The following is a 19,939-nucleotide window of genomic DNA, read 5'->3' as shown; positions in this document are numbered from 1 at the left end:
ATGGCCGTCTCACTCCGCGAGTACCGCGCGAAGATCAGGTCGACGCAGTCGACCAAGAAGATCACGCGTGCGATGGAGTTGATCGCCGCGTCGCGCATCATCAAGGCCCAGCAGGCGGCCGCCGCGGCCGCACCGTACGCGCGTGAGCTGACGCGTGCGGTGTCGGCCCTGGCCACGTACTCGAACGTCGAGCACGTGCTGACCACGGAGAACCCGAACGCGAAGCGTGCGGCGATCCTGGTCATCGCCAGCGACCGCGGCCTCGCCGGTGCGTACGCCTCGAGCGTGCTGAAGGAGACCGAGCAGCTCGCCGAGCGCCTGCGTGGCGAGGGCAAGGAGGTCTCGTACTTCATCAGCGGCCGCAAGGCGGAGTCGTACTTCAACTTCCGCCAGCGTCCGTACGTGAAGTCCTGGACCGGGTTCTCCGACAAGCCCAGCTACGACGACGCCCGGGCGATCGGCGACGAGCTGATCAAGCGCGGCGCCCAGCACGAGACGGCCGAGGAGGCCATCGATCCGGAGCACGCCGTCGACGAGCTGTACGTCGTCTTCACGCGCTTCCGGTCGATGCTCGTGCAGGAGCCGTCGGTGATCCGCCTGTTCCCGCTCGAGATCGTCGAGGGTGAGTCGGCTCCCGAGGAGTCCGAGGTCCTGCCGCTCTACGAGTTCGAGCCGAGCGCGACCGAGGTGCTCGAGGCCGTGCTGCCCAAGTACCTCTACAGCCGCATCTACTCCTGCCTGCTGCAAGCGTCCGCCTCCGAGCTCGCCGCGCGCCAGAAGGCCATGAAGTCCGCGACGGACAACGCCGAGGACCTCATCCAGAAGTACACCCGTCTGGCGAACCAGGCCCGCCAGGCCGGCATCACCCAGGAAATCAGCGAGATCGTGGGTGGCGCGAACGCCCTCGCCGATGCCGCTCAGTCCGATTGAGGAAGACACCATGACTGCAACCGTCGAAGAGACCACCACCGGCTCGGCCGCCGTGACCGGCCGCGTCGCCCGGGTCATCGGCCCGGTGCTCGACATCGAGTTCCCGGCCGACCAGATGCCGGACATCTACAACGCCCTGCTGGTCGACACCGAGGTGGCCGGCACCAAGGAGACGCTGACCCTCGAGGTCGCGCAGCACATCGGTGACGGCATGGTCCGCGCGATCAGCCTGCGTCCGACCGACGGCGTCGTCCGCGGCTCCACGGTCACCGACACCGGCGAGCCCATCTCGGTGCCCGTCGGCGACCAGACGCTCGGCAAGGTCTTCAACACCACCGGTCAGGTCATGAACCTGGCCGAGGGCGAGACGTGGGAGGTCAACGAGCGCTGGGGCATCCACCGCAAGGCCCCCGCCTTCGACCAGCTCGAGTCCAAGACCGAGATGTTCCAGACCGGCATCAAGGTCATCGACCTGCTGACGCCCTACGTGCTCGGCGGCAAGATCGGCCTGTTCGGCGGCGCCGGCGTCGGCAAGACCGTGCTCATCCAGGAGATGATCGCGCGTGTCGCGAAGGACCACGACGGCGTGTCCGTGTTCGCCGGTGTCGGCGAGCGCACGCGTGAGGGCAACGACCTCATCGTCGAGATGGAGGAGTCCGGCGTCCTCGACAAGGTCGCGCTGGTCTTCGGCCAGATGGACGAGCCGCCGGGAGCGCGCCTGCGCGTCGCCCTGTCGGCCCTGACGATGGCCGAGTACTTCCGCGACGTCCAGAACCAGGACGTGCTGCTGTTCATCGACAACATCTTCCGGTTCACGCAGGCCGGCTCGGAGGTCTCGACCCTGCTGGGTCGCGTCCCCTCGGCCGTGGGCTACCAGCCCACGCTGGCCGACGAGATGGGCGTCCTGCAGGAGCGCATCACGTCGACGCGCGGTCACTCGATCACCTCGATGCAGGCGATCTACGTGCCCGCCGACGACTACACGGACCCGGCCCCGGCCACGACGTTCGCGCACCTGGACGCCACGACCGAGCTGAGCCGTGAGATCGCGTCGCTGGGCATCTACCCGGCCGTGGATCCGCTGACCTCCACGTCGCGCATCCTCGACCCGCGCTACATCTCGGCGGACCACTACAACACCGCGAACCGCGTCAAGGGCATCCTGCAGCGCAACCAGGAGCTCCAGGACATCATCGCGATCCTCGGTGTCGACGAGCTCAGCGAGGAGGACAAGACGATCGTCGCCCGCGCGCGTCGCATCCAGCGCTTCCTGTCGCAGAACACGTACGTGGCCAAGCAGTTCACCGGCATCGAGGGCTCGACCGTCCCGCTCGACGAGACGATCGACGCGTTCACCAAGATCTGCGACGGCGAGTACGACCACGTGGCCGAGCAGGCGTTCTTCATGTGCGGCGGTCTGGACGACGTCGACGCGAAGTGGGCCGAGATCCAGAAGAACTCCTGAGGTCCGCTGACATGACACTGCAGATCGAGCTCGTCGCGGCGGACCGCGTCGTGTGGTCGGGCGAGGCGCGCGAGGTCATCGCGCGCACCGCCGAGGGCGACATCGGCGTCCTCACCGGCCACGCGCCGCTGCTGTCGCTGCTGGTGCCCGGCGTCGTCGAGATCCACCCGTCCGAGGGTGATGTCGTGCGCGCGGCCGTCAGCGAGGGATTCATCTCGGTGGCCGCCGACCGCGTGTCGATCCTGTCCGAGGACATCGCCCTGCGCGACGAGGTCGACGAGGCCGCCACGAACGCGGAGCTGGAGGACGCTCGCTCGTCGGACGACGAGCTGGCCGTCCGTCGTGCCGAGGCGAAGCTGCGCCTGATCGGCAAGGCGTCCTGATGGTGATCGCGAGGTCCTGACCGTGCCGCTGTGGCTGTGGCTGGTCGACTCCCTCGCGATCATCGTCATTCTCGGCATCCTCCTGGTGGGTGGCCTCGTCGCGCGTCGACGCTGGATCGCCCGCAAGGGGGTCACGTTCGAGCTGAGCGTCAACCACGGCGCCGAGCATTCAGCCAAGGGCTGGATGCTCGGCGTCGCCGTGTACGGCGACACCTCGATCGAGTGGTACCGCACGTTCTCCTTCTCGCCGCGGCCGCGGCACCGGTTCGAGCGGGGCGCTGTCCTGATCGAGGGCCGGCGCGATCCCGAGGGCGCCGAGGCCTACGCCCTGCACGACGGCCACGTCGTCGTCCGGGTCGAGAACGTCGCTGGGGTGCGCCAGCTGGCCCTCACCCCGAACTCGCTGACGGGACTGCTGTCCTGGCTCGAGTCCTCGCCGCCGGGGCGCGGCGTCAACAACGTCCTGTGAGGTCACTGTCGTCCACTGAGACGAATCTTTCACTTTCTTCACAGGCGATCCGCTTGCTCATCCTTCGCGGGACGCTCACACTTGTTCCATGAAGAAGATCATCGCTGCGTCCCTGCTCGCCCTCGCCGTCGCTGCCGGCGTCGCTGCCTCGCCTGCGCAGGCTGACGACACCTCGGGTGCGACCTTCAAGATCACCCGCATCGACTGGATGTGATGCGAGGTCACCGACCTCACCCCGTAGGGTGAACGCATGGTTCACCTGACGAGGATCTACACGCGTACCGGCGACGACGGGACGACCAACCTGGTCGACTTCTCCCGTACGTCGAAGAACGACTCGCGTCTGGTCGTGTACGCCGACGTCGACGAGGCCAACAGCCACATCGGCGTCGCGCTGGCGACCGGCGAGCTGGACGACGACGTCCGGTCCGTGTTGATGCACGTCCAGAACGACCTGTTCGACCTCGGATCGGACGTCGGCAACCCCGTCGTCCCCGAGCCCGAGTACACACCACTGCGCGTGGAGCCTGACTACGTCGAGCGCCTCGAGCAGTGGTGTGATCGTTTCAACGAGTCCGTGCCGAAGCTGGACTCGTTCATCCTGCCCGGCGGCACGCCCGCCGCGGCCCAGCTGCACGTCGCCCGGACGGTCGTGCGCCGGGCCGAGCGTGCCGCGTGGGCGGCGATCGAGGAGCACGGCGAGACCGTGAACGTCCTTGTGGCGAAGTACCTCAACCGCCTGAGCGACCTGCTGTTCATCCTGGGCCGCTACGCGAACCGCGAGCGCGGCGACGTGCTGTGGGTGCCGGGCGGCGAGCGCGCCGGCGCCTGAGTAACCCCCGTTTCGCCCGCTGGATGGGTGCCCGCGCGGCGTCCGCGGCGGGCGGTACTGTACTCGCATGTCAGTGCAGCCTGATCGCCCGTGGGTGATGCGCACCTACGCCGGCCACAGCTCCGCAGCCGAGTCCAACGCGCTCTACCGCCGCAACCTGGCCAAGGGCCAGACCGGCCTGTCGGTCGCGTTCGACCTGCCCACCCAGACGGGGTACGACCCCGACCACGAGCTCTCCCGGGGCGAGGTCGGCAAGGTCGGCGTCCCGATCCCGCACCTGGGCGCGATGCGCCGCCTCTTCGAGGACATCCCGCTGTCGGAGATGAACACCTCGATGACCATCAACGCGACCGCGATGTGGCTGCTGGCGATGTACCAGGTCGCCGCCGAGGAGCAGGGCGCCGACGCGTCCTCGCTGGCCGGCACGACGCAGAACGACATCATCAAGGAGTACCTGTCGCGCGGGACCTACGTGTTCCCGCCCGAGGCGTCGCTGCGCCTCACGACGGACATGATCGCCTACACGGTGGCGAACATCCCGAAGTGGAACCCGCTCAACATCTGCAGCTACCACCTGCAGGAGGCCGGCGCGACGCCCGTGCAGGAGATCGCGTACGCGCTCAGCACGGCCATCGCGGTCCTGGACTCGGTCAAGGACTCCGGCCAGGTGCCGCAGGAGGAGTTCGAGAAGGTCGTCGGCCGCATCTCCTTCTTCGTGAACGCGGGCGTCCGGTTCATCGAGGAGACGTGCAAGATGCGCGCCTTCGGCCAGCTGTGGGACGAGATCACGCGCGACCGCTACGGCGTGCAGGACCCCAAGATGCGCCGCTTCCGCTACGGCGTGCAGGTCAACTCGCTCGGCCTGACCGAGGCCCAGCCCGAGAACAACGTCCAGCGCATCGTGCTGGAGATGCTCGGCGTGACGCTGAGCAAGAACGCCCGTGCCCGTGCCGTGCAGCTGCCGGCGTGGAACGAGGCGCTCGGCCTGCCGCGCCCGTGGGACCAGCAGTGGTCGCTGCGCCTGCAGCAGGTGCTCGCCTACGAGTCGGACCTGCTCGAGTACGGCGACATCTTCGACGGCTCGCACGTCATCGAGGCCAAGGTCGCCGAGCTCGTCGAGGGCGCGAAGGCCGAGATCGACCGGGTGCAGGCCATGGGCGGCGCCGTCGCGGCCGTCGCCTCGGGCTACATGAAGCAGGAGCTCGTCACGTCGCACGCCGAGCGCCGCGCGAAGATCGAGTCCGGCGAGATCAAGGTCGTCGGCCTGAACTGCTACACCGAGACCGAGCCGTCGCCGCTGACCGCCGATCTCGACGCCGCCATCATGGTCGCCGACCCGCAGGCCGAGGCCAACGCGATCGCCGACGTGCAGCAGTGGCGCAGCCAGCGCGACCAGGCCGCCGTCGACGCGGCCCTCGAGGTCGTCCAGCAGACCGCCAAGACGTCCGAGAACCTCATGGCGGCCACCCTCGACGCGGTGCGTGCGGGCGCCACCGTGGGGGAGTGGTCGGCCGCGCTGCGCGAGGTCTTCGGCGAGTACCGGGCGCCCACGGGCGTGGCAGGGGTGAGTGGAGTGGCCGAGGCCGGAGCCGAGCTGACCGCGGTGCGCGAGAAGGTGCGCCGTACGGGCGAGGAGCTGGGCGGCCGCCTGCGCTTCCTCGTCGGCAAGCCCGGACTCGACGGGCACTCGAACGGCGCCGAGCAGGTCGCCGTGCGCGCTCGCGACGCCGGCTTCGAGGTCATCTACCAGGGCATCCGCCTCACGCCGGACCAGATCGTCGCCGCCGCCGTCGCCGAGGACGTGCACGTCGTGGGCCTGTCGATCCTGTCGGGCTCGCACATGGAGCTCGTGCCGAGCGTCCAGAAGGGCCTGGCCGACGCCGGCCTGACGAACGTGCCGATCATCGTGGGCGGCATCATCCCCGACTCCGACGGGCGCAAGCTCGAGGCCGCCGGCATCGCGGCGGTCTTCACGCCCAAGGACTTCGGGATGACCGACATCATGTCGCGCGTCGTCGACGAGATCCGCAAGGCCAACGACCTGCCGGTCGACGAGTCGTAGGCACGCCTGTCCTTCGTGGAAACGAACGCCTCCGAGCCCTAGGCTCGGAGGCGTTCGAAACGTCGGAGGATCAAGCGGCGAGCGGCTTGGTCGAGGACTTGGAGGACTTCTTGTCCTTCTTCTTGACCTTGACCAGCTTGCGCTTCTTGACGGTGTAGCCGTCGGGCAGCGTGCCTTCTGCCATCATGCGGATCGGGCAGCGCTTGCAGCGCGGCTTGCTCACGCAGCACTTCTTCTTCGGCGGCTTCGGCACGACCGCAACGGTATCAGCGTGAGGTTAGGGTCACCTAGCCCAAGGAGGAAACATGGCTTCGGAGCAGTTCGTCTCGGCCCTGCAGCAGCAGATCGGCCACGAGTTCAGCGCGCACCAGCAGTACGTGGGCATCGCGACCTACTTCGACGCGCTCACGATGCCGCAGATGGCGGCGCTGTTCTACGCCCAGGCGCTCGAGGAGCGCGACCACGCGATGATGATGGTCCAGTACCTGCTCGACCAGGACCAGCCCGTCGTGATCCCGGCGCTCGCCGCTCCTCGCATGGACTTCGCCGACGTCGTCGAGCCGGTCGCCGTGGCACTCGAGCAGGAGAAGCGCGTCACGCAGCAGATCAACGAGCTCACGCGCATCGCCCGCGAGGACAACGACTTCGCCTCGGACCAGTTCATGCAGTGGTTCATCAAGGAGCAGGTCGAGGAGGTCGCCAAGATGAGCGACCTGCTGGCCGTCGTCACGCGCTCGAAGGACGACTACGAGCGCATCGAGGACTGGATCGCGCGCGAGGAGAAGGGCGAGCAGTCCGACCCGACCGCGCCGCCAATCGCGGGCGCCTGATCCCGTGAAGTACGTCCGGCTGCTGCTGACGGTCGCCGCGGTGGGGCTGCTGCTCCTGGCCGCGACGCCGTGGGTCGACCGGATCGATCCCGCGTGGCTGCCGCCCGTGCAGTCGCTCGGCCGGGCGTGGATCGCGCTCGCGGTGGTCGGGCTCGTGCTGAGCCTGCTCACCCGCGCGTGGCTCGCCCTCGGTGCGAACGTCGTGGTCATCGCGGTCGCGCTCGTGACGATCCTCAACGTCAGCAACCGGCCGGGCTGCGAGCCGGGCGAGGAGCGCCTCGCCGTGATGGCGCTGAACGCGAAGTACGGGCACGCCGACGTCGCCCAGCTGGCCGACGCGGTCGAGCGGCACGACATCGACGTGCTGGTCGTGACCGAGGTCGACGAGGCGATGATCGCGGCGCTCGTCGCGACGGAGCCGGGCCGCCGGTTCGCCCACCGCAGCGCCCAGACCGTGGAGGGCGGGAGCCCGGCGGGCACCGTGATCCTGTCGCGGTACCCCGCCACGCGCGTCGACGTGCCGGAGGGCGACGCCGTCACGTTCCAGCAGCCCGCGATGTCGGTCGACGTCGACGGTCGCAGCGTCCTCGTCCGCGGCGTGCACCCGCAGCCGCCGGTGCCCCGATCGCTCGACCACTGGCGCGAGGGTCTGCTCGAGCTGGGGGAGTGGCAGCGCGCCCAGCGCGGCCGTCCGCTCGTGATGGCGGGCGACTTCAACGCCTCGTCGGCGCACGCGCCCTTCCGCGACGCGAAGCGCGGCATGTACGACACGGCCGGCCTGTGGCCCACCGCGACGTGGCCGCTGCAGCGCTCCTATCCTCCGTTCGCCGACATCGACCACGTGCTCGTGCGCGGTCTGAGCGTCGAGGACGCGGGCACCGAGGAGATCGACCACTCCGACCACCGCGCGGTCTGGGCCGACCTGCGCGTCTGCCCGCGCTGACCCACCCGCTCCTCGACCGCGGGAGGATCGGGAGCGGTCAGAACAGGCGCAGGCTCGGGTCGTCGAGGCCGCGCAGCTCGTCGTAGTCGACGACGACGCAGTCGATCCCGCGGTCCTTGGCGAGGGTGCGCGCCTGCGGCTTGATCTCCTGCGCCGCGAAGATGCCGCGCACGGGCCGCAGCTGCGGATCGCGGTTCATCAGCTCGAGGTAGCGGGTCAGCTGCTCGACGCCGTCGATCTCGCCGCGGCGCTTGATCTCGACCGCGACGGCGACGCCCGCGGCGTCACGGCACAGCAGGTCGACGGGACCGATGGCCGTCATGTACTCGCGCCGGACCAGCGACATGCCGTCCTCGATCGTGGCGGTGTGCTCGGCGAGCAGCTCCTGGAGGTGCTTCTCCACGCCGTCCTTCTGCAGGCCCGGGTCGACGCCCAGCTCGTGCTGGGAGTCGCTGTAGACCTCCTCGAGCCGGATGCGCAGCGTGTCGTCGGTCTTCTTCGCGGTGACGGTCCACTCGACGACGCCGTCCTCGGCCACGCCCTCGCGCAGCGTGCACGGCGGGCTCATCCAGTTGAGCGGCTTGTAGGAGCCGCCGTCGGCGTGCACGAGCACCGACCCGTCGGCCTTGACCATGATGACGCGCGGGGCGAGCGGCAGGTGCGCCGTCAGGCGACCGGCGTAGTCGACCTGGCAGCGTGCGACGACGATCCTCACAGCCGCTCGAGCATCCCGAGCTCGAAGTTGATCGTCTCGCCGCTCAGCTCGCCCTCGGTGGTGTTGCCGTCGTCGCCGACGAGCAGCACGATGCCGTCCTCGACGCGGTAGGTGCCGCGGCGGAAGTCGACGTTGCCCTCGAAGTCCTCGGTGAAGGTGCCGTCCTCGGCGAAGTGCACCGTCCAGTCGACGTCGTTCGCGCGCCACGAGCCCACGAGGGCCGAGCGGGGGTCGTCCGACTCGACCGTGGCGGTCGGCGAAGGGCTGGGACTGCTCGTCTCGGGCGCCGTCGACGGCTCGTCCTTCGCGCAGCCCGCGAGGCCGCTCAGCAGGACGGCGGCCAGGGCCGCCACGAACAGACGTGAGGACATGAGACTCCCATCGGAACACCGGAACTGTCACGCTAGTCTGTCACGAACGCTCGGCGGGCTGGGACCGGCGGGCCAAGCCTCTAAGGAGACACTGATGGCAGAGATCGTCGACCGCGTCACCGCCGACGACGAGGGTGGCCGGATCGCCCGGACACTGCTCTTCCCGTACCTGAACCACGCCGCCAACATGTACGGCGTCGGCTACGCCACGGCCGCCGACATCGACGCGGGCATGCGCTTCGGCTGCGGCTACCCGATCGGCCCCCTGGCGCTCATCGACGCGCTCGGCGCGAAGACGGTCGTCGACGGCCTGAACGAGCAGTTCGCCACCACCGGCGACCCCCTGCACCGTCCCGATGCGGCGCTCGTCGAGGCCGCCGACCAGGGCCTCTCCTTCACCGGTGGGGACGAGGCCGGCGCGGACGTGCCGCAGGTCAAGCGCCCCGTCAGCTCCGTCGGCGTCGTCGGCACCGGCACGATGGCCTCGGGCATCGCGCAGGTCTTCGCCCAGGCCGGCTACCAGGTCGTGTACGTCGGTCGCTCGCAGGAGAAGCTCGACGGCGTCCTGGGCTACGTCACCAAGAACCTCGATCGTGCCGTCGCCAAGGGCAAGCTCGACGCGGACGCCAAGGAGACGATCCTGGGCCGCCTGACCGGCGCCACCGAGCGCGAGGCGCTGGCCGACGTCGACCTCGTCGTCGAGGCGATCGCCGAGGACCTCGACATCAAGCTCGAGCTCTTCCGCGACCTGGACCGCATCTGCAAGCCGGGCGCGATTCTGGCCACCACGACCTCCTCGCTGTCGATCAAGGCCTGCGCCGACGCCACGAGCCGTCCGGCCGACGTCATCGGCATGCACTTCTTCAACCCGGCTCCCGTCATGAAGCTCGTCGAGGTCGTCACGACCGACGCGACGGACGCCGACGTCGACGAGACGGTGCGCGCGCTGTGCCTGGCCACGGGCAAGCACCCCGTCTCCTGCGGTGACCGCGCCGGCTTCATCGTCAACGCGCTGCTGTTCCCGTACCTGAACGACGCGATCAAGCTGCAGGAGTCGGGCGCCGCCTCGATGGAGCAGATCGACACGGCGATGAAGGAGACCAAGCTGCCGATGGGGCCGTTCGAGCTCCTCGACGTGGTCGGCAACGACGTCTCGCTGGCGATCCAGGAGACGCTCGTCGGCGAGTTCGGCCACGAGGGCTGGCAGCCGGCCGAGTCGCTCAAGCAGGTCGTCGCCGAGGGCAGGCTCGGCCGCAAGACCGGCGCGGGCTTCCACACCTACTGAGCCCCACCGCACCAGCAGCGCACATGGCCCCGATCGGTACGATCGGGGCCATGTCGCGTCGCAAGGCCGCCGCCCGCGCGGCCCGCCGGGAGCCTCCGGCGCCACGCGAGCAGCTCGTGCACAAGCGCAGTGGCGACTTCTGGCAGCGCTTCATCACCGGCGCCACGTCCGAGAAGCCGTATCGATGCCCCGGCTGCGACCAGCTGATGGCGCCCGCGACGCCGCACTTCGTCGTGTGGCCCGACGTGCCCAGCCTGCTGGAGCGCGACGGCATCAACGAGCGCCGGCACTGGCACCAGCGCTGCTGGGAGCGGCAGGGCTGAGCGTCGGGCCGTCCGGCAAGATGGGGACGTGCAGAAGATCACCGGATCCTCCGTCCTGCCCGCGCGCCGCGAGGACATCGAGCTCACCACCGCGGACGGCCTCACGCTGGTCGGCGAGCTGGCCCTGCCGCTCGACCGTCCGCCCGTCGCGACGATGATCTGCCTGCACCCGCTGCCGACGCACGGCGGCATGATGGACAGCCACGTCTTCCGCAAGGCCTCGTACCGCCTGCCGGCGCTGGCGGACATCGCCGTCCTGCGCTTCAACACCCGCGGCACCGAGAGCGTGCGCGGCCGCAGCGAGGGCGAGTTCGACAAGGCGGTGGGGGAGCGGTTCGACGTGGCCGCGGCCATCGAGTACGCCGAGTTCGCCGAGCTGCCGAACGTGTGGATCGTCGGCTGGTCGTTCGGGACGGACCTGGCGCTGATGTACGGCCTCGAGCCCGACGTCGCGGGCGCGATCCTGCTGTCACCGCCGCTGCGGTTCAGCGAGCCGCAGCACCTCGAGGCGTGGGCCGCCGATGGCCGCCCGCTGACCGCGCTGGTGCCCGAGTTCGACGACTACCTGCGCCCGGCGGAGGCGCGCGAGCGCTTCGCCGCCGTGCCGCAGGCCGAGGTCGTCGCGGTCGACGGCGCCAAGCACCTGTGGGTCGGCGACACCGAGCGCGTGCTCGACGAGATCGTCGCGCGCCTCAACCCCGCGGTGTCCCTGCCGCTGCCGACCGAGTGGGACGGCCCGATGGAGCGGGCGGACTCGTCTGCCTACGCCGACCGCACGACGGCGGTCTTCAAGGACACGCCGCGCTGAGCCTCAGGCGGGGCGCGGACCGGTCGTGACCGTCACGAGGTGGTGCAGCGCCCCCTCGAGCGGACCTCGACGCAGGCGCGTGAACCACAGCGTCGCGACGGCCAGCGCCACGACGATCGTCCACGCGGCGAGCGGGCCGGAGCCGGTCTCCATCGCCGGGTCGGCCCGGATGACGAGCCAGTACGCCACGACGTGCCCCACGTAGAGGGTCAGGGCCATCCGGCCGGCCGCCTCCAGGGGGAAGAGCAGGCTCCCCAGGCGCGGCGTGACGAGCACCAGCAGGGCCAGGACGGCGACGGCGATGGCGAGGGCCGAGCTCGCCTCGATGACGTTCCGTGACCGGTGGTCGGGCGCCAGGACGGCCGCGAGCAGGTCGTCCGGCGCGGGAGCGGCGGCCACGACGCGGTCCCGGACGTCGAGCATGAGCGCGTGCAGCAGGATGCCGGCGCCGAGCCCGGCGGCGGCGAGCGTCGCGAGGTCGAAGGTGCTCAGCCGCATCCGGCCCAGGGCGAGGCCGACGAGCAGGAAGCCGGACCACTGGAGCGCCGGATAGGGGAACCCGATGAGCAGCTGCCCGAACGGGTCGGCCGCCAGGTTCGGCAGGTGCCGCTCCGCCGCGGCCACCGCGAGGGGGCCGAGGACGGCGAGCACGAGCCCCACCAGGAGCGGCACGAGCGGCGGCAGCCGCAGGAACGGCAGGGCGACGACGAAGAAGACGGCGTAGGAGCCGAGGATGACCGCGACGGGCGTGCCGAGCGCGGTCAGCAGCGCGCCGATGCCGGCCAGGACGGCGGCACGCACGAAGACGGCGAGCCGGTCGGACGCCAGCCGGCGGCCGGTGTGCGGCGTCGCGCCGCCCGTCGCCATCGCGAGGGAGAAGCCGGCCACCACGACGAACAGCACGGCGGCCCGGCCGTCGCCCACGTGCCGCCAGGACGCGACGACACCCGGATCGAAGTCGATCCGGGTGTCGAGGTGCGCGACGATCATGCCGACGAGGGCGAGTCCGCGGGCGGCGTCCAGCCCGCGGACTCGCGTCATCGTCGGCGGTCGATCAGACGCCGCGGAAGCGGTTGATCTCGTTGATGTACTTCGCGCGCTTCTCGGGATCCGACACGCCCAGGCCCTCCTCGGGAGCCAGCGTCAGCACGCCGACCTTGCCTTGGTGCTTGTTGTGGTGGACGTCCAGCGCCGCCTGTCCCGTCTCCTCCATGCGGTACGTCTTGGAGACGGTCGGGTGGATGAGGCCCTTGTCGATGAGGCGGTTCGCCTCGTAGGCCTCGCGGTAGTTCGCGAAGTGCGAGCTCTTGATGTTCTTCAGGTTCATCCACAGGTAGCGGTTGTCGTACTGGTGCATGTAGCCCGAGGTCGACGCGCACGTGATGATCGTGCCGCCCTTGCGGGTGACGTAGACCGAGGCGCCGAAGGTCTCGCGGCCCGGGTGCTCGAACACGATGTCCGGGTCCTCGCCGCCGGTGAGCTCGCGGATCTTCTTGCCGAAGCGCTGCCACTCCTTCGGGTCCTGGTTGTGCTCGTCCTTCCAGAACTTGTAGCCCTCGGCCGAGCGGTCGATGATCAGCTCGGCGCCGAGCGAGCGGACGATCTCGGCCTTCTCGGGGCTGGAGACCACGCACACCGGGATGGCGCCGCCGTTGAGGGCCATCTGCGTCGCGTAGGAGCCCAGGCCGCCCGAGGCGCCCCAGATCAGCACGACGTCGCCCTGCTTCATGTTGGCGCCGTTCTTCGACACCAGCTGACGGTACGCGGTGGAGTTGACCAGGCCGGGGGAGGCGGCCTCCTCCCACGTCAGGTGGGCCGGCTTCGGCATGAGCTGGTTCGACTTCACGATCGCGAGCTCGGCGAGGCCGCCGAAGTTCGTCTCGAAGCCCCAGATGCGCTGCTGCGGGTCCATCATCGTGTCGTCGTGGCCGTCGGGGCTCTCGAGCTCGACCGAGAGGCAGTGCGCGACGACCTCCTGGCCGGGCTGCCAGGCGTTGACGCCCGGGCCCGTGCGGAGCACGACGCCGGCCAGGTCGGAGCCGACGATGTGGTACGGCAGGTCGTGGCGCTTGGTGTACTCGGACAGCTTGCCGTAGCGCTCGAGGAACCGGAACGTCGAGACGGGCTCGAAGATCGAGGTCCACACGGTGTTGTAGTTGATGGCGCTGGCCATGACGGCGACGAGGGCCTCACCCGGGGCGAGCTCGGGCAGCGGCACGTCGTCCACGTGCAGGCTCTTGCGGGGGTCCTTGTCCCTCGAGGGAATCCCCTCGAACATCGTCTCCTCGTCCTTGTGGACGGTCACGGCCCGGTACGTCTCGGGCAGGTCGAGGTTCTGGAACGTCTCGGCGGAGCGATCGCCGGACATGATGGCGTCGAGGATGTGCTGCACTGAAGGTCCTTCGCGTCGGTGGTGCAGGAGGTTTGCGGTGATGTTACTGGCCGGAAACTTCGGCCGCGAGCCGGGAGGGATCAGTGGGCGGCGGCGGGTTCGACCAGCTCGACGAGCACGCCTCCGGCATCCTTCGGGTGGACGAAGTTGACGCGGCTGTCGGACGTGCCCCGCTTGGGGGTGTCGTACAGGAGGCGCACGCCGCGGTCGCGCAGGGTGGTCGAGACCGCGTCGATGTCGCTCACACGGTACGCCAACTGCTGGATGCCCGGCCCGTTGCGGTCCAGGAACTTCGCGATCGTGGAGGTCTCGCTCAGCGGCGCGAGCAGCTGGATGCACGAGCCGGAGTCGCCGACGGCCAGCATCGCCTCGCGGACGCCCTGCTCCTCGTTGACCTCCTCGTGGACGGACTCCAGGCCGAACACGCGCGAGTAGAACTCGATGGCGTCGTCGAGGTCGGGAACGGCGATGCCGACGTGGTCGATCGCGGTGAGCAGGTGGCCGGGAACGAGCGATTCGCTGGTCATGCGGCGCAGCCTAGTACGAGGAAATCAGGCCTCGCACGTGGACCGCATCGCGGGAGACAATGAGGCATGGACACCGACGCGATCACCTGGATGAGCGAGAACGAGGCCTGGTCCTTCCTGGCCGAGCACAGCTTCGGGCGGCTGGCGATCACGATCGTCGGGCAACCGGAGATCTTCCCCGTCAACTACGCGGTCTCGGACACGCACGTCGTGTTCCGCACGGCCGAGGGCACCAAGCTGCTCGGGGTCGTGATGGACAGCCGCGTCGCCTTCGAGGTGGACGAGGTCGACGCCGACCGCGCCAGCAGCGTGGTCGCCAAGGGCGTCGCCCGCAAGGTCGAGACGCAGGCCGACCTCGAGGCACTCAACCTGGCCGACCTGCACTCGTGGCTGCCCACGCTCAAGTACAACCTGGTGGCGATCGAGATCGCCGAGATCACCGGCCGCCGCTTCCGCTTCGGGCCGGAGCCGGACCTCACCCCTGTGATGTGAGCCACGGCCCTCCGGGGCCGTCGCAACCCGCAGGTACAGTGACCCCAACGTTCGCACTGAAGGAGCACGTTCCATGACCACTTCCGTCATCGTCGCCGGGGCCCGGACCCCGATCGGCCGCCTGCAGGGCGGCCTCAAGACCCTGTCCGGTTCCGACCTCGGCGGCATCGCGATCAAGGGCGCCCTGGAGCGGGCCGGCATCACCGGCGACCAGGTCGACTACGTGATCATGGGCCAGGTCCTGGGCGCCGGAGCCGGCCAGGTCCCCGCCCGCCAGGCGGCGTACAAGGGCGGCATCCCGCTCGACGTCCCGGCCATCACGATCAACAAGGTCTGCCTCTCGGGCATCAACGCGATCGCGCTGGCCGACCAGCTCATCCGCGCCGGCGAGTACGACGTCGTCGTCGCGGGCGGCCAGGAGTCGATGACCCAGGCGCCGCACCTGCTGACGGGCTCGCGCGAGGGCCACAAGTACGGCAAGGTCACGATGCTCGACCACATGGAGTACGACGGCCTGTGGGACGCGCTGACCGATCAGGCGATGGGCTCGCTCACCGAGTCGCGCAACGCGAGCACCGACACCCTGACGCGTGAGCAGCAGGACGAGTTCGGCGCGCGCTCGCACCAGCTCGCGGCCGCCGCCCAGAAGAACGGCGTCTTCGACGACGAGATCGTCCCCGTCGCGATCCCGCAGCGCAAGGGCGACCCGATCGTCGTCAGCGCCGACGAGGGCGTCCGTGGCGACACGACCGCCGAGTCGCTCGGCCGCCTGCGCCCGGCGTTCTCCAAGGAGGGCACGATCACGGCCGGCACCGCCAGCCAGATCTCCGACGGCGCCGCCGCCCTCGTGGTCATGCGCAAGGAGAAGGCCGAGGAGCTCGGCCTGACCTGGATCGCCGAGATCGGCGCCCACGGCAACGTCTCGGGCCCGGACTCGACGCTGCAGGAGCAGCCGGCCAACGCGATCATCAAGGCCGCCGAGAAGGAGGGCATCTCGCCCGCCGACATCGACCTGTTCGAGCTCAACGAGGCCTTCGCCGCGGTCGGCATCGTCTCGGCCGAGAAGCTCGGCGTGAGCGCCGACAAGGTCAACGTCAACGGCGGCGCGATCGCGCTCGGCCACCCGATCGGCATGTCCGGCGCGCGCATCGTGCTGCACCTCGCGCTCGAGCTGCAGCGCCGTGGCGGCGGCACCGGCGCGGCGGCCCTGTGCGGTGGCGGCGGCCAGGGCGACGCCCTGATCATCCGCGTCCCGCAGGCCTGATGCGCGGGTAGTGAACGCACGCACCATCGACGTGACCGACCTGGTCTCGCGGGCGCAAGCCGGCGAGGCCAGGTCGGTGGCGCGTCTGATCACCCTCGTCGAGCAGGAGTCCGACCACCTGCGCGAGGTCAGCGCGGCCCTGGCGCCCCTCGTCGGGCACGCCCACGTGGTCGGCCTGACCGGCTCGCCGGGCGTCGGCAAGTCCACGACCACCTCGGCGATCGTCACCGAGCTGCGCGCCCGGGGGCGCCGCGTCGGCGTGCTGGCGGTCGACCCCACGTCCCCGTTCAGCGGGGGAGCGCTGCTGGGCGACCGCATCCGGATGACCGAGCACGCGACCGACCCCGACGTCTACATCCGGTCGATGGCCAGCCGCGGCCACCTCGGCGGCCTGTCGTGGGCGACGCCGCACGCCATCCGCGTGCTCGACGCCGCCGGCTGCGACGTCGTGCTGCTGGAGACCGTCGGCGTCGGCCAGTCCGAGGTCGAGGTCGCCGGGCTCGCGGACACGACGGTCGTGCTGCTCGCGCCCGGCATGGGCGACGGGATCCAGGCCGCGAAGGCGGGGATTCTGGAGATCGGCGACGTCTTCTGCGTCAACAAGGCCGACCGCGACGGCGCCACCACGACCCGCCGCGAGCTGCGCACGATGCTGTCGATGTCCACGCGCGAGGACGGCTGGAAGCGGCCGATCGACCTCACCGTGGCTACCGAGGGCACCGGCATCGCCGAGGTGGTCGACCACCTCGACGAGCACGCGGCGCACCTGCGGACGTCGGGTCAGCTGGCCCGACGGCGCACGGACCGCCTGCGTCGCGAGATCCAGGCGATCGCGTTGGACCAGGTCCGGCGGCGCTTCGTCATCGACGGCGGCGAGGAGCTCGACACGCTCGCGCTGCGGGCCCTGGCAGGCGACGTCGATCCGTTCGCGGCGGCCGATTCGTTACTCGCGGGACTGGAGTGACGGACGGGTCCTGGAAACCCGAAAACGCCTGTCGCGCCTGCGTAAACGGGCGTTGCAGAGCCGGTAGAACAGGGCCGTGGCGAAAAAGGCAGTGATCCTGTTCGTGGTGGGCTTCGCGCTCTACTACCTGTTCAGCACCCCCGAGGACGCGGCAGCCGCCGTGCGCGGCGCGGTCGACGCGGCCCTCGGCGCGTTCAGCCAGGTCGGGGTGTTCGTCGGCGAGCTGGTCTGAGCACCATGCTCGAGCGCCCGGCGATCGAGGAGGCACCGCCCACGGTGTCCCAGCGGTTCTGGCGCCGGCTCCGCGAGCCGTTCCCCGACCCCGAGCACCACCGCGGCCTGCACCGACGACTCAACCCGCGCAACGGCGAGCGCGTGCTGCAGGTCGTGCCGAAGCACGTGGCCGTCTACTGGCCCCTGCCGCTCGCGGTCGGCGCCCTCGTCGTGACCACGATCGGCATGCTCGCGGCCCGGCCGTCGAGTGCCGGGCAGCTGCTCTGGTACGCCTCGCTGCTCGGGATCGCCGCGGCGGGGGTCCACGCCTTCGTCGTGTGGCGCGACGTGTTCGTCGTGACGAACTGGCGGGTGGTGCGGCTCAGCGGCGTGCTCACCGTGCGGGTCGCCACGATGCCCATCAACCGCATCCTCGACATGACCATGACGCGCACTCCGCTCGGCCGCGTCCTGGGGTACGGGCACTTCGTCTTCGAGTCCGCGGCCCAGGAGCAGGGTCTGCGCGAGATCCGGTTCGTGCCGGACATCCTCAGCGTCGACCGCGAGATCAACAACGCCGTCAACCGCGAGACCCGGCGCCGCGAGCGGCTCGCGCTGCAGCGGCGACGGCTCGACGACCCGGCCGGGGAGCCGGACGGGACCGAGCCGATCGAGGGACTGTGACGGTCCTTCCTAGACTGTGCGCATGAGCTTCTCCCAGCCCGGTGCGTTCGACCTGTCCTCCTTGGCCAAGCCCCGCCCCGCGGCCGGCGGCGACGCCCCCGCGCCCGACGGCGCCGTCTACGTCATCGACGTGACCGAGGCCGACTTCCAGCGGGTCGTCGAGTCGTCGATGCGGCACCTCGTGGTGCTGAGCGTCTGGTCGCCGCGCTCGCCGCAGAGCGTCGAGTTCAACGAGGTGCTGGCGCAGGCCACGTCCGCGTACGGCGGCGCGCTGCAGCTGGCGAAGGTCGACGCCGACACCAACCCCGGCATCGCCCAGGCCCTGCAGGTCCAGGCGGTCCCGTTCGTGGTGGGCCTCGTGCAGGGCCGCCCGGTCCCGCTGTTCCAGGGGACCGTCGACGCCTCCGAGGTGAAGCGCTTCTTCGACGAGCTCGTGCGCCTGGCCCAGCAGAACGGCCTCACCGGCCGCGCGCAGCCGTCCGGCGGCACCACCGAGGCCGCGCCCGAGGAGCCCGAGGACGACCCGCGCTTCGCCGCGGCCGACGAGGCGTACGCCAGGGGCGACTTCGACGCCGCGATCGCCGAGTACGAGGCCCTGCTGGCGCAGAGCCCGGCCGACAGCGAGGTCGCCGAGCGCCTCGCCGCGACCAAGCTCTACGCGCGCGTCTCGGGCGCCGACCTGCAGGCCGCCCGCCAGGCCGCCGCGGACCGTCCGGACGACATCGACGCGCAGATCCTCGTGGCCGACCTGGACGTCACCGGCGGCCACGTCGAGGACGCCTTCCTGCGGCTCATCGACCTGGTCAAGCGCACCGCCGAGGACGACCGCGAGCGGGTGCGCCAGCACCTGCTCGAGCTGTTCTCGGTGGTCGGCGTGACCGACCCGCGCGTGGCGCAGGCGCGCCGCACCCTCGCCGCCGCCCTGTTCTGACCGGACCGGGTCGAGTGACCCGCGCGGTGCGTGCGGGGTGATCCGAGGCCAACTCGAGCTCGGGATCTCGATGCACCGTCTCGCTGCGCTCGCCGGCACTCGATCACCGCCTGTGGGCGGGTGTGTCGAGACCCGATGACTCAGCTCTTCGACGGGTCGGGTTGGCGGGGCGCCTCGCGGTAGGCGGGCAGGGGAGCGTCGGCGAGGGCCTCGAGCAGCTCGACCGTCGCGAGCGTGGCGCGCTCGCGCGCGGTCTCAAGGTCGACCCAGTGCACGGCGGCGATCTCGCTGTGCTGCAGCACCATGCCCTCGACGATGTCGGCGTCCACGACGCCGAGGTCGAACACGAACAGGCACGCGTCGTCCCACTGGCTCCACGGCGGCAGCCAGTTCATCGTGACCAGGCCCTCGATCGTGACGGTGATGCCGAGCTCCTCCTCGAGCTCGCGCACGAGGCCGAGGGCCGGGCTCTCGCCGACCTCGACGACACCGCCGGGCAGGTCCCACTCGCGCTTGTAGGTCAGCTCGCACAGCAGGACGCGGCCGTCGCGGTCGCGCAGGACGCCCTGGCCGATGACGCGCTTGCGGGGCAGGCCGGCATTGAGGATCGAGACGAAGCCCTCGCGGCTGAACGCCGGCGGATCGTCGATGATGCGCCCGAGCATGACGTGGTCCGGCTCGTCACCGGGCGTGCGGGCGATGCCCTCGCGGCGCAGCCCGGCGATGGACGCGGCGCGCAGGCCGACGGGGTCGTCGGCGGGGACGCGGGCCTCGACCCGCGTCCAGCCCAGCTGCTCGAAGGCGTAGTGGACCGCCAGGCGCAGGGCGCGGCTCGCGACGGAGGCGCCGGGGCCGGCCGCGAACCTCCAGCGCATCGAGCCCAGCTGCCGGCCGGCCTTGCCGGGGGCGCGCTGCAGCGCCACGGTGCCGATCCGCTCGCCGGCGTACACGACCGCGAAGCCGTCCAGGTCGTCCGTGCCCGACGTGGGCTCCAGCACGAGGTCGTCGTCACGCAGGTCGGGGGAGTCGGTCACGAGGCCGAGGCTACCCGCGCTG

General features: G+C 70.5%; 25 protein-coding genes. 18 read left to right on the top strand and 7 right to left on the bottom strand.

Annotated elements, in window-relative coordinates:
- The 7 genes from AB3M81_RS16200 to AB3M81_RS16170 all read left to right on the top strand — a co-directional run bounded on the left by AB3M81_RS16200 (position 1) and on the right by AB3M81_RS16170 (position 6,141).
- Positions 1–930, top strand: a complete 930-nt coding sequence (locus tag AB3M81_RS16200) for a F0F1 ATP synthase subunit gamma (RefSeq protein ID WP_412904961.1) — start codon at positions 1–3, stop codon at positions 928–930.
- 10 nt (positions 931–940) lie between these two features.
- Positions 941–2,395 (top strand): F0F1 ATP synthase subunit beta, encoded by a 1,455-nt coding sequence (gene atpD, locus AB3M81_RS16195; protein ID WP_489671982.1) that lies wholly within the window; start codon positions 941–943, stop codon positions 2,393–2,395.
- An 11-nt stretch (positions 2,396–2,406) separates the two neighbouring features.
- Complete coding sequence (locus tag AB3M81_RS16190) at positions 2,407–2,778, top strand: F0F1 ATP synthase subunit epsilon (protein WP_412904960.1); 372 nt, start codon at positions 2,407–2,409, stop codon at positions 2,776–2,778.
- 22 nt (positions 2,779–2,800) lie between these two features.
- A complete protein-coding gene (locus AB3M81_RS16185) occupies positions 2,801–3,247 on the top strand; it encodes a DUF2550 domain-containing protein (RefSeq protein WP_412904959.1) in 447 nt (148 codons plus the stop codon).
- Between the two features lie 88 nt (positions 3,248–3,335).
- Complete coding sequence (locus AB3M81_RS16180) at positions 3,336–3,461, top strand: hypothetical protein (RefSeq protein ID WP_412904958.1); 126 nt, start codon at positions 3,336–3,338, stop codon at positions 3,459–3,461.
- A 36-nt stretch (positions 3,462–3,497) separates the two neighbouring features.
- Entirely contained in the window at positions 3,498–4,079 is a 582-nt protein-coding gene (locus AB3M81_RS16175; RefSeq protein ID WP_412904957.1) for a cob(I)yrinic acid a,c-diamide adenosyltransferase, read from the top strand.
- Positions 4,080–4,146: 67 nt separating this feature from the next.
- Positions 4,147–6,141 (top strand): protein meaA, encoded by a 1,995-nt coding sequence (locus AB3M81_RS16170; protein ID WP_412904956.1) that lies wholly within the window; start codon positions 4,147–4,149, stop codon positions 6,139–6,141.
- A 70-nt stretch (positions 6,142–6,211) separates the two neighbouring features.
- Here the strand turns inward: AB3M81_RS16170 and AB3M81_RS16165 are convergent, their stop codons facing one another.
- Positions 6,212–6,394, bottom strand: a complete 183-nt coding sequence (locus AB3M81_RS16165) for a hypothetical protein (RefSeq protein ID WP_412904955.1) — start codon at positions 6,392–6,394, stop codon at positions 6,212–6,214.
- A gap of 52 nt (positions 6,395–6,446) precedes the next feature.
- Here AB3M81_RS16165 and AB3M81_RS16160 point away from each other — a divergent pair, with 52 nt between their 5' ends.
- Positions 6,447–6,971, top strand: coding sequence for a ferritin (locus AB3M81_RS16160; protein WP_412904954.1), 525 nt, complete (start codon positions 6,447–6,449; stop codon positions 6,969–6,971).
- A gap of 4 nt (positions 6,972–6,975) precedes the next feature.
- On the top strand, positions 6,976–7,914 hold the full coding sequence (locus tag AB3M81_RS16155) for an endonuclease/exonuclease/phosphatase family protein (RefSeq protein ID WP_412904953.1): 939 nt from the start codon (positions 6,976–6,978) through the stop codon (positions 7,912–7,914).
- A gap of 37 nt (positions 7,915–7,951) precedes the next feature.
- Here AB3M81_RS16155 and nucS read toward each other — a convergent pair whose 3' ends face one another.
- Together nucS and AB3M81_RS16145 are read right to left on the bottom strand one after the other, a co-directional pair.
- Complete coding sequence (nucS, locus tag AB3M81_RS16150; RefSeq protein WP_412904952.1) at positions 7,952–8,629, bottom strand: endonuclease NucS; 678 nt, start codon at positions 8,627–8,629, stop codon at positions 7,952–7,954.
- Positions 8,626–9,000, bottom strand: a complete 375-nt coding sequence (locus AB3M81_RS16145) for a hypothetical protein (RefSeq protein WP_412904951.1) — start codon at positions 8,998–9,000, stop codon at positions 8,626–8,628. The genes nucS and AB3M81_RS16145 overlap by 4 nt, the downstream gene beginning before the upstream one ends.
- Positions 9,001–9,094: 94 nt before the next feature.
- On the opposite strand from AB3M81_RS16145, the gene AB3M81_RS16140 reads away from it, so the two are divergent.
- Genes AB3M81_RS16140 through AB3M81_RS16130 form a run of 3 tightly spaced genes read left to right on the top strand, consistent with a single transcriptional unit; the run spans position 9,095 to position 11,416 of the window.
- Positions 9,095–10,285: a 3-hydroxyacyl-CoA dehydrogenase family protein gene (locus AB3M81_RS16140; protein WP_412904950.1), complete on the top strand. Its 1,191-nt coding sequence runs from the start codon at positions 9,095–9,097 to the stop codon at positions 10,283–10,285.
- A gap of 50 nt (positions 10,286–10,335) precedes the next feature.
- Positions 10,336–10,608, top strand: a complete 273-nt coding sequence (locus tag AB3M81_RS16135; RefSeq protein WP_412904949.1) for a hypothetical protein — start codon at positions 10,336–10,338, stop codon at positions 10,606–10,608.
- Positions 10,609–10,636: 28 nt separating this feature from the next.
- Positions 10,637–11,416: an alpha/beta hydrolase gene (locus AB3M81_RS16130; protein WP_412904948.1), complete on the top strand. Its 780-nt coding sequence runs from the start codon at positions 10,637–10,639 to the stop codon at positions 11,414–11,416.
- 3 nt (positions 11,417–11,419) lie between these two features.
- On the opposite strand, the gene AB3M81_RS16125 is transcribed toward AB3M81_RS16130, so the two are convergent.
- The 3 genes from AB3M81_RS16125 to mce form a co-directional block, all read right to left on the bottom strand.
- Positions 11,420–12,457: a heparan-alpha-glucosaminide N-acetyltransferase domain-containing protein gene (locus AB3M81_RS16125; RefSeq protein ID WP_412904947.1), complete on the bottom strand. Its 1,038-nt coding sequence runs from the start codon at positions 12,455–12,457 to the stop codon at positions 11,420–11,422.
- A gap of 13 nt (positions 12,458–12,470) precedes the next feature.
- Positions 12,471–13,808 (bottom strand): crotonyl-CoA carboxylase/reductase, encoded by a 1,338-nt coding sequence (ccrA, locus tag AB3M81_RS16120; protein ID WP_412904946.1) that lies wholly within the window; start codon positions 13,806–13,808, stop codon positions 12,471–12,473.
- 80 nt (positions 13,809–13,888) lie between these two features.
- A complete protein-coding gene (gene mce, locus AB3M81_RS16115; RefSeq protein WP_412904945.1) occupies positions 13,889–14,335 on the bottom strand; it encodes a methylmalonyl-CoA epimerase in 447 nt (148 codons plus the stop codon).
- Positions 14,336–14,401: 66 nt separating this feature from the next.
- Here mce and AB3M81_RS16110 point away from each other — a divergent pair, with 66 nt between their 5' ends.
- The 6 genes from AB3M81_RS16110 to AB3M81_RS16085 all read left to right on the top strand — a co-directional run bounded on the left by AB3M81_RS16110 (position 14,402) and on the right by AB3M81_RS16085 (position 18,883).
- Positions 14,402–14,827, top strand: a complete 426-nt coding sequence (locus AB3M81_RS16110; protein WP_412904944.1) for a pyridoxamine 5'-phosphate oxidase family protein — start codon at positions 14,402–14,404, stop codon at positions 14,825–14,827.
- Positions 14,828–14,900: 73 nt separating this feature from the next.
- The gene (locus tag AB3M81_RS16105) at positions 14,901–16,091 is read left to right on the top strand and encodes an acetyl-CoA C-acetyltransferase (RefSeq protein WP_412904943.1); all 1,191 of its coding nucleotides are present in this window, start codon (positions 14,901–14,903) and stop codon (positions 16,089–16,091) included.
- A gap of 10 nt (positions 16,092–16,101) precedes the next feature.
- A complete protein-coding gene (gene meaB, locus AB3M81_RS16100) occupies positions 16,102–17,055 on the top strand; it encodes a methylmalonyl Co-A mutase-associated GTPase MeaB (RefSeq protein ID WP_412904942.1) in 954 nt (317 codons plus the stop codon).
- A 76-nt stretch (positions 17,056–17,131) separates the two neighbouring features.
- Positions 17,132–17,287 carry a hypothetical protein gene (locus tag AB3M81_RS16095; protein ID WP_412904941.1) on the top strand — a complete coding sequence of 52 codons (156 nt, stop codon included), beginning with the start codon at positions 17,132–17,134 and terminating at the stop codon, positions 17,285–17,287.
- 5 nt (positions 17,288–17,292) lie between these two features.
- A complete protein-coding gene (locus AB3M81_RS16090) occupies positions 17,293–17,952 on the top strand; it encodes a PH domain-containing protein (RefSeq protein ID WP_412904940.1) in 660 nt (219 codons plus the stop codon).
- Positions 17,953–17,974: 22 nt separating this feature from the next.
- Positions 17,975–18,883, top strand: a complete 909-nt coding sequence (locus AB3M81_RS16085; RefSeq protein ID WP_412904939.1) for a tetratricopeptide repeat protein — start codon at positions 17,975–17,977, stop codon at positions 18,881–18,883.
- A 140-nt stretch (positions 18,884–19,023) separates the two neighbouring features.
- Here AB3M81_RS16085 and AB3M81_RS16080 read toward each other — a convergent pair whose 3' ends face one another.
- Positions 19,024–19,917: an NUDIX hydrolase gene (locus tag AB3M81_RS16080; RefSeq protein ID WP_412904938.1), complete on the bottom strand. Its 894-nt coding sequence runs from the start codon at positions 19,915–19,917 to the stop codon at positions 19,024–19,026.
- Between the last annotated feature and the right edge of the window lie 22 nt (positions 19,918–19,939).

It is taken from the genome of Aeromicrobium jepli (assembly GCF_047246605.1).
Taxonomy (GTDB): Bacteria; Actinomycetota; Actinomycetes; order Propionibacteriales; family Nocardioidaceae; genus Aeromicrobium.
This window is presented reverse-complemented; position numbering and strand designations above follow the sequence as displayed.

What these genes read in the sequence shown, in the direction of transcription:
- AB3M81_RS16125 (WP_412904947.1), bottom strand. Translation starts at nt 12,457, where the DNA reads ATGACGCGAGTCCGCGGGCTGGACGCCGCCCGCGGACTCGCCCTCGTC.
- AB3M81_RS16175 (WP_412904957.1), top strand. Translation starts at nt 3,498, where the DNA reads ATGGTTCACCTGACGAGGATCTACACGCGTACCGGCGACGACGGGACG.
- AB3M81_RS16190 (WP_412904960.1), top strand. Translation starts at nt 2,407, where the DNA reads ATGACACTGCAGATCGAGCTCGTCGCGGCGGACCGCGTCGTGTGGTCG.
- AB3M81_RS16200 (WP_412904961.1), top strand. Translation starts at nt 1, where the DNA reads ATGGCCGTCTCACTCCGCGAGTACCGCGCGAAGATCAGGTCGACGCAG.
- AB3M81_RS16170 (WP_412904956.1), top strand. Translation starts at nt 4,147, where the DNA reads ATGTCAGTGCAGCCTGATCGCCCGTGGGTGATGCGCACCTACGCCGGC.
- AB3M81_RS16140 (WP_412904950.1), top strand. Translation starts at nt 9,095, where the DNA reads ATGGCAGAGATCGTCGACCGCGTCACCGCCGACGACGAGGGTGGCCGG.
- AB3M81_RS16105 (WP_412904943.1), top strand. Translation starts at nt 14,901, where the DNA reads ATGACCACTTCCGTCATCGTCGCCGGGGCCCGGACCCCGATCGGCCGC.
- AB3M81_RS16160 (WP_412904954.1), top strand. Translation starts at nt 6,447, where the DNA reads ATGGCTTCGGAGCAGTTCGTCTCGGCCCTGCAGCAGCAGATCGGCCAC.
- AB3M81_RS16090 (WP_412904940.1), top strand. Translation starts at nt 17,293, where the DNA reads ATGCTCGAGCGCCCGGCGATCGAGGAGGCACCGCCCACGGTGTCCCAG.
- mce (WP_412904945.1), bottom strand. Translation starts at nt 14,335, where the DNA reads ATGACCAGCGAATCGCTCGTTCCCGGCCACCTGCTCACCGCGATCGAC.
- AB3M81_RS16145 (WP_412904951.1), bottom strand. Translation starts at nt 9,000, where the DNA reads ATGTCCTCACGTCTGTTCGTGGCGGCCCTGGCCGCCGTCCTGCTGAGC.
- AB3M81_RS16180 (WP_412904958.1), top strand. Translation starts at nt 3,336, where the DNA reads ATGAAGAAGATCATCGCTGCGTCCCTGCTCGCCCTCGCCGTCGCTGCC.
- AB3M81_RS16085 (WP_412904939.1), top strand. Translation starts at nt 17,975, where the DNA reads ATGAGCTTCTCCCAGCCCGGTGCGTTCGACCTGTCCTCCTTGGCCAAG.
- atpD (WP_489671982.1), top strand. Translation starts at nt 941, where the DNA reads ATGACTGCAACCGTCGAAGAGACCACCACCGGCTCGGCCGCCGTGACC.
- AB3M81_RS16135 (WP_412904949.1), top strand. Translation starts at nt 10,336, where the DNA reads ATGTCGCGTCGCAAGGCCGCCGCCCGCGCGGCCCGCCGGGAGCCTCCG.
- AB3M81_RS16110 (WP_412904944.1), top strand. Translation starts at nt 14,402, where the DNA reads ATGGACACCGACGCGATCACCTGGATGAGCGAGAACGAGGCCTGGTCC.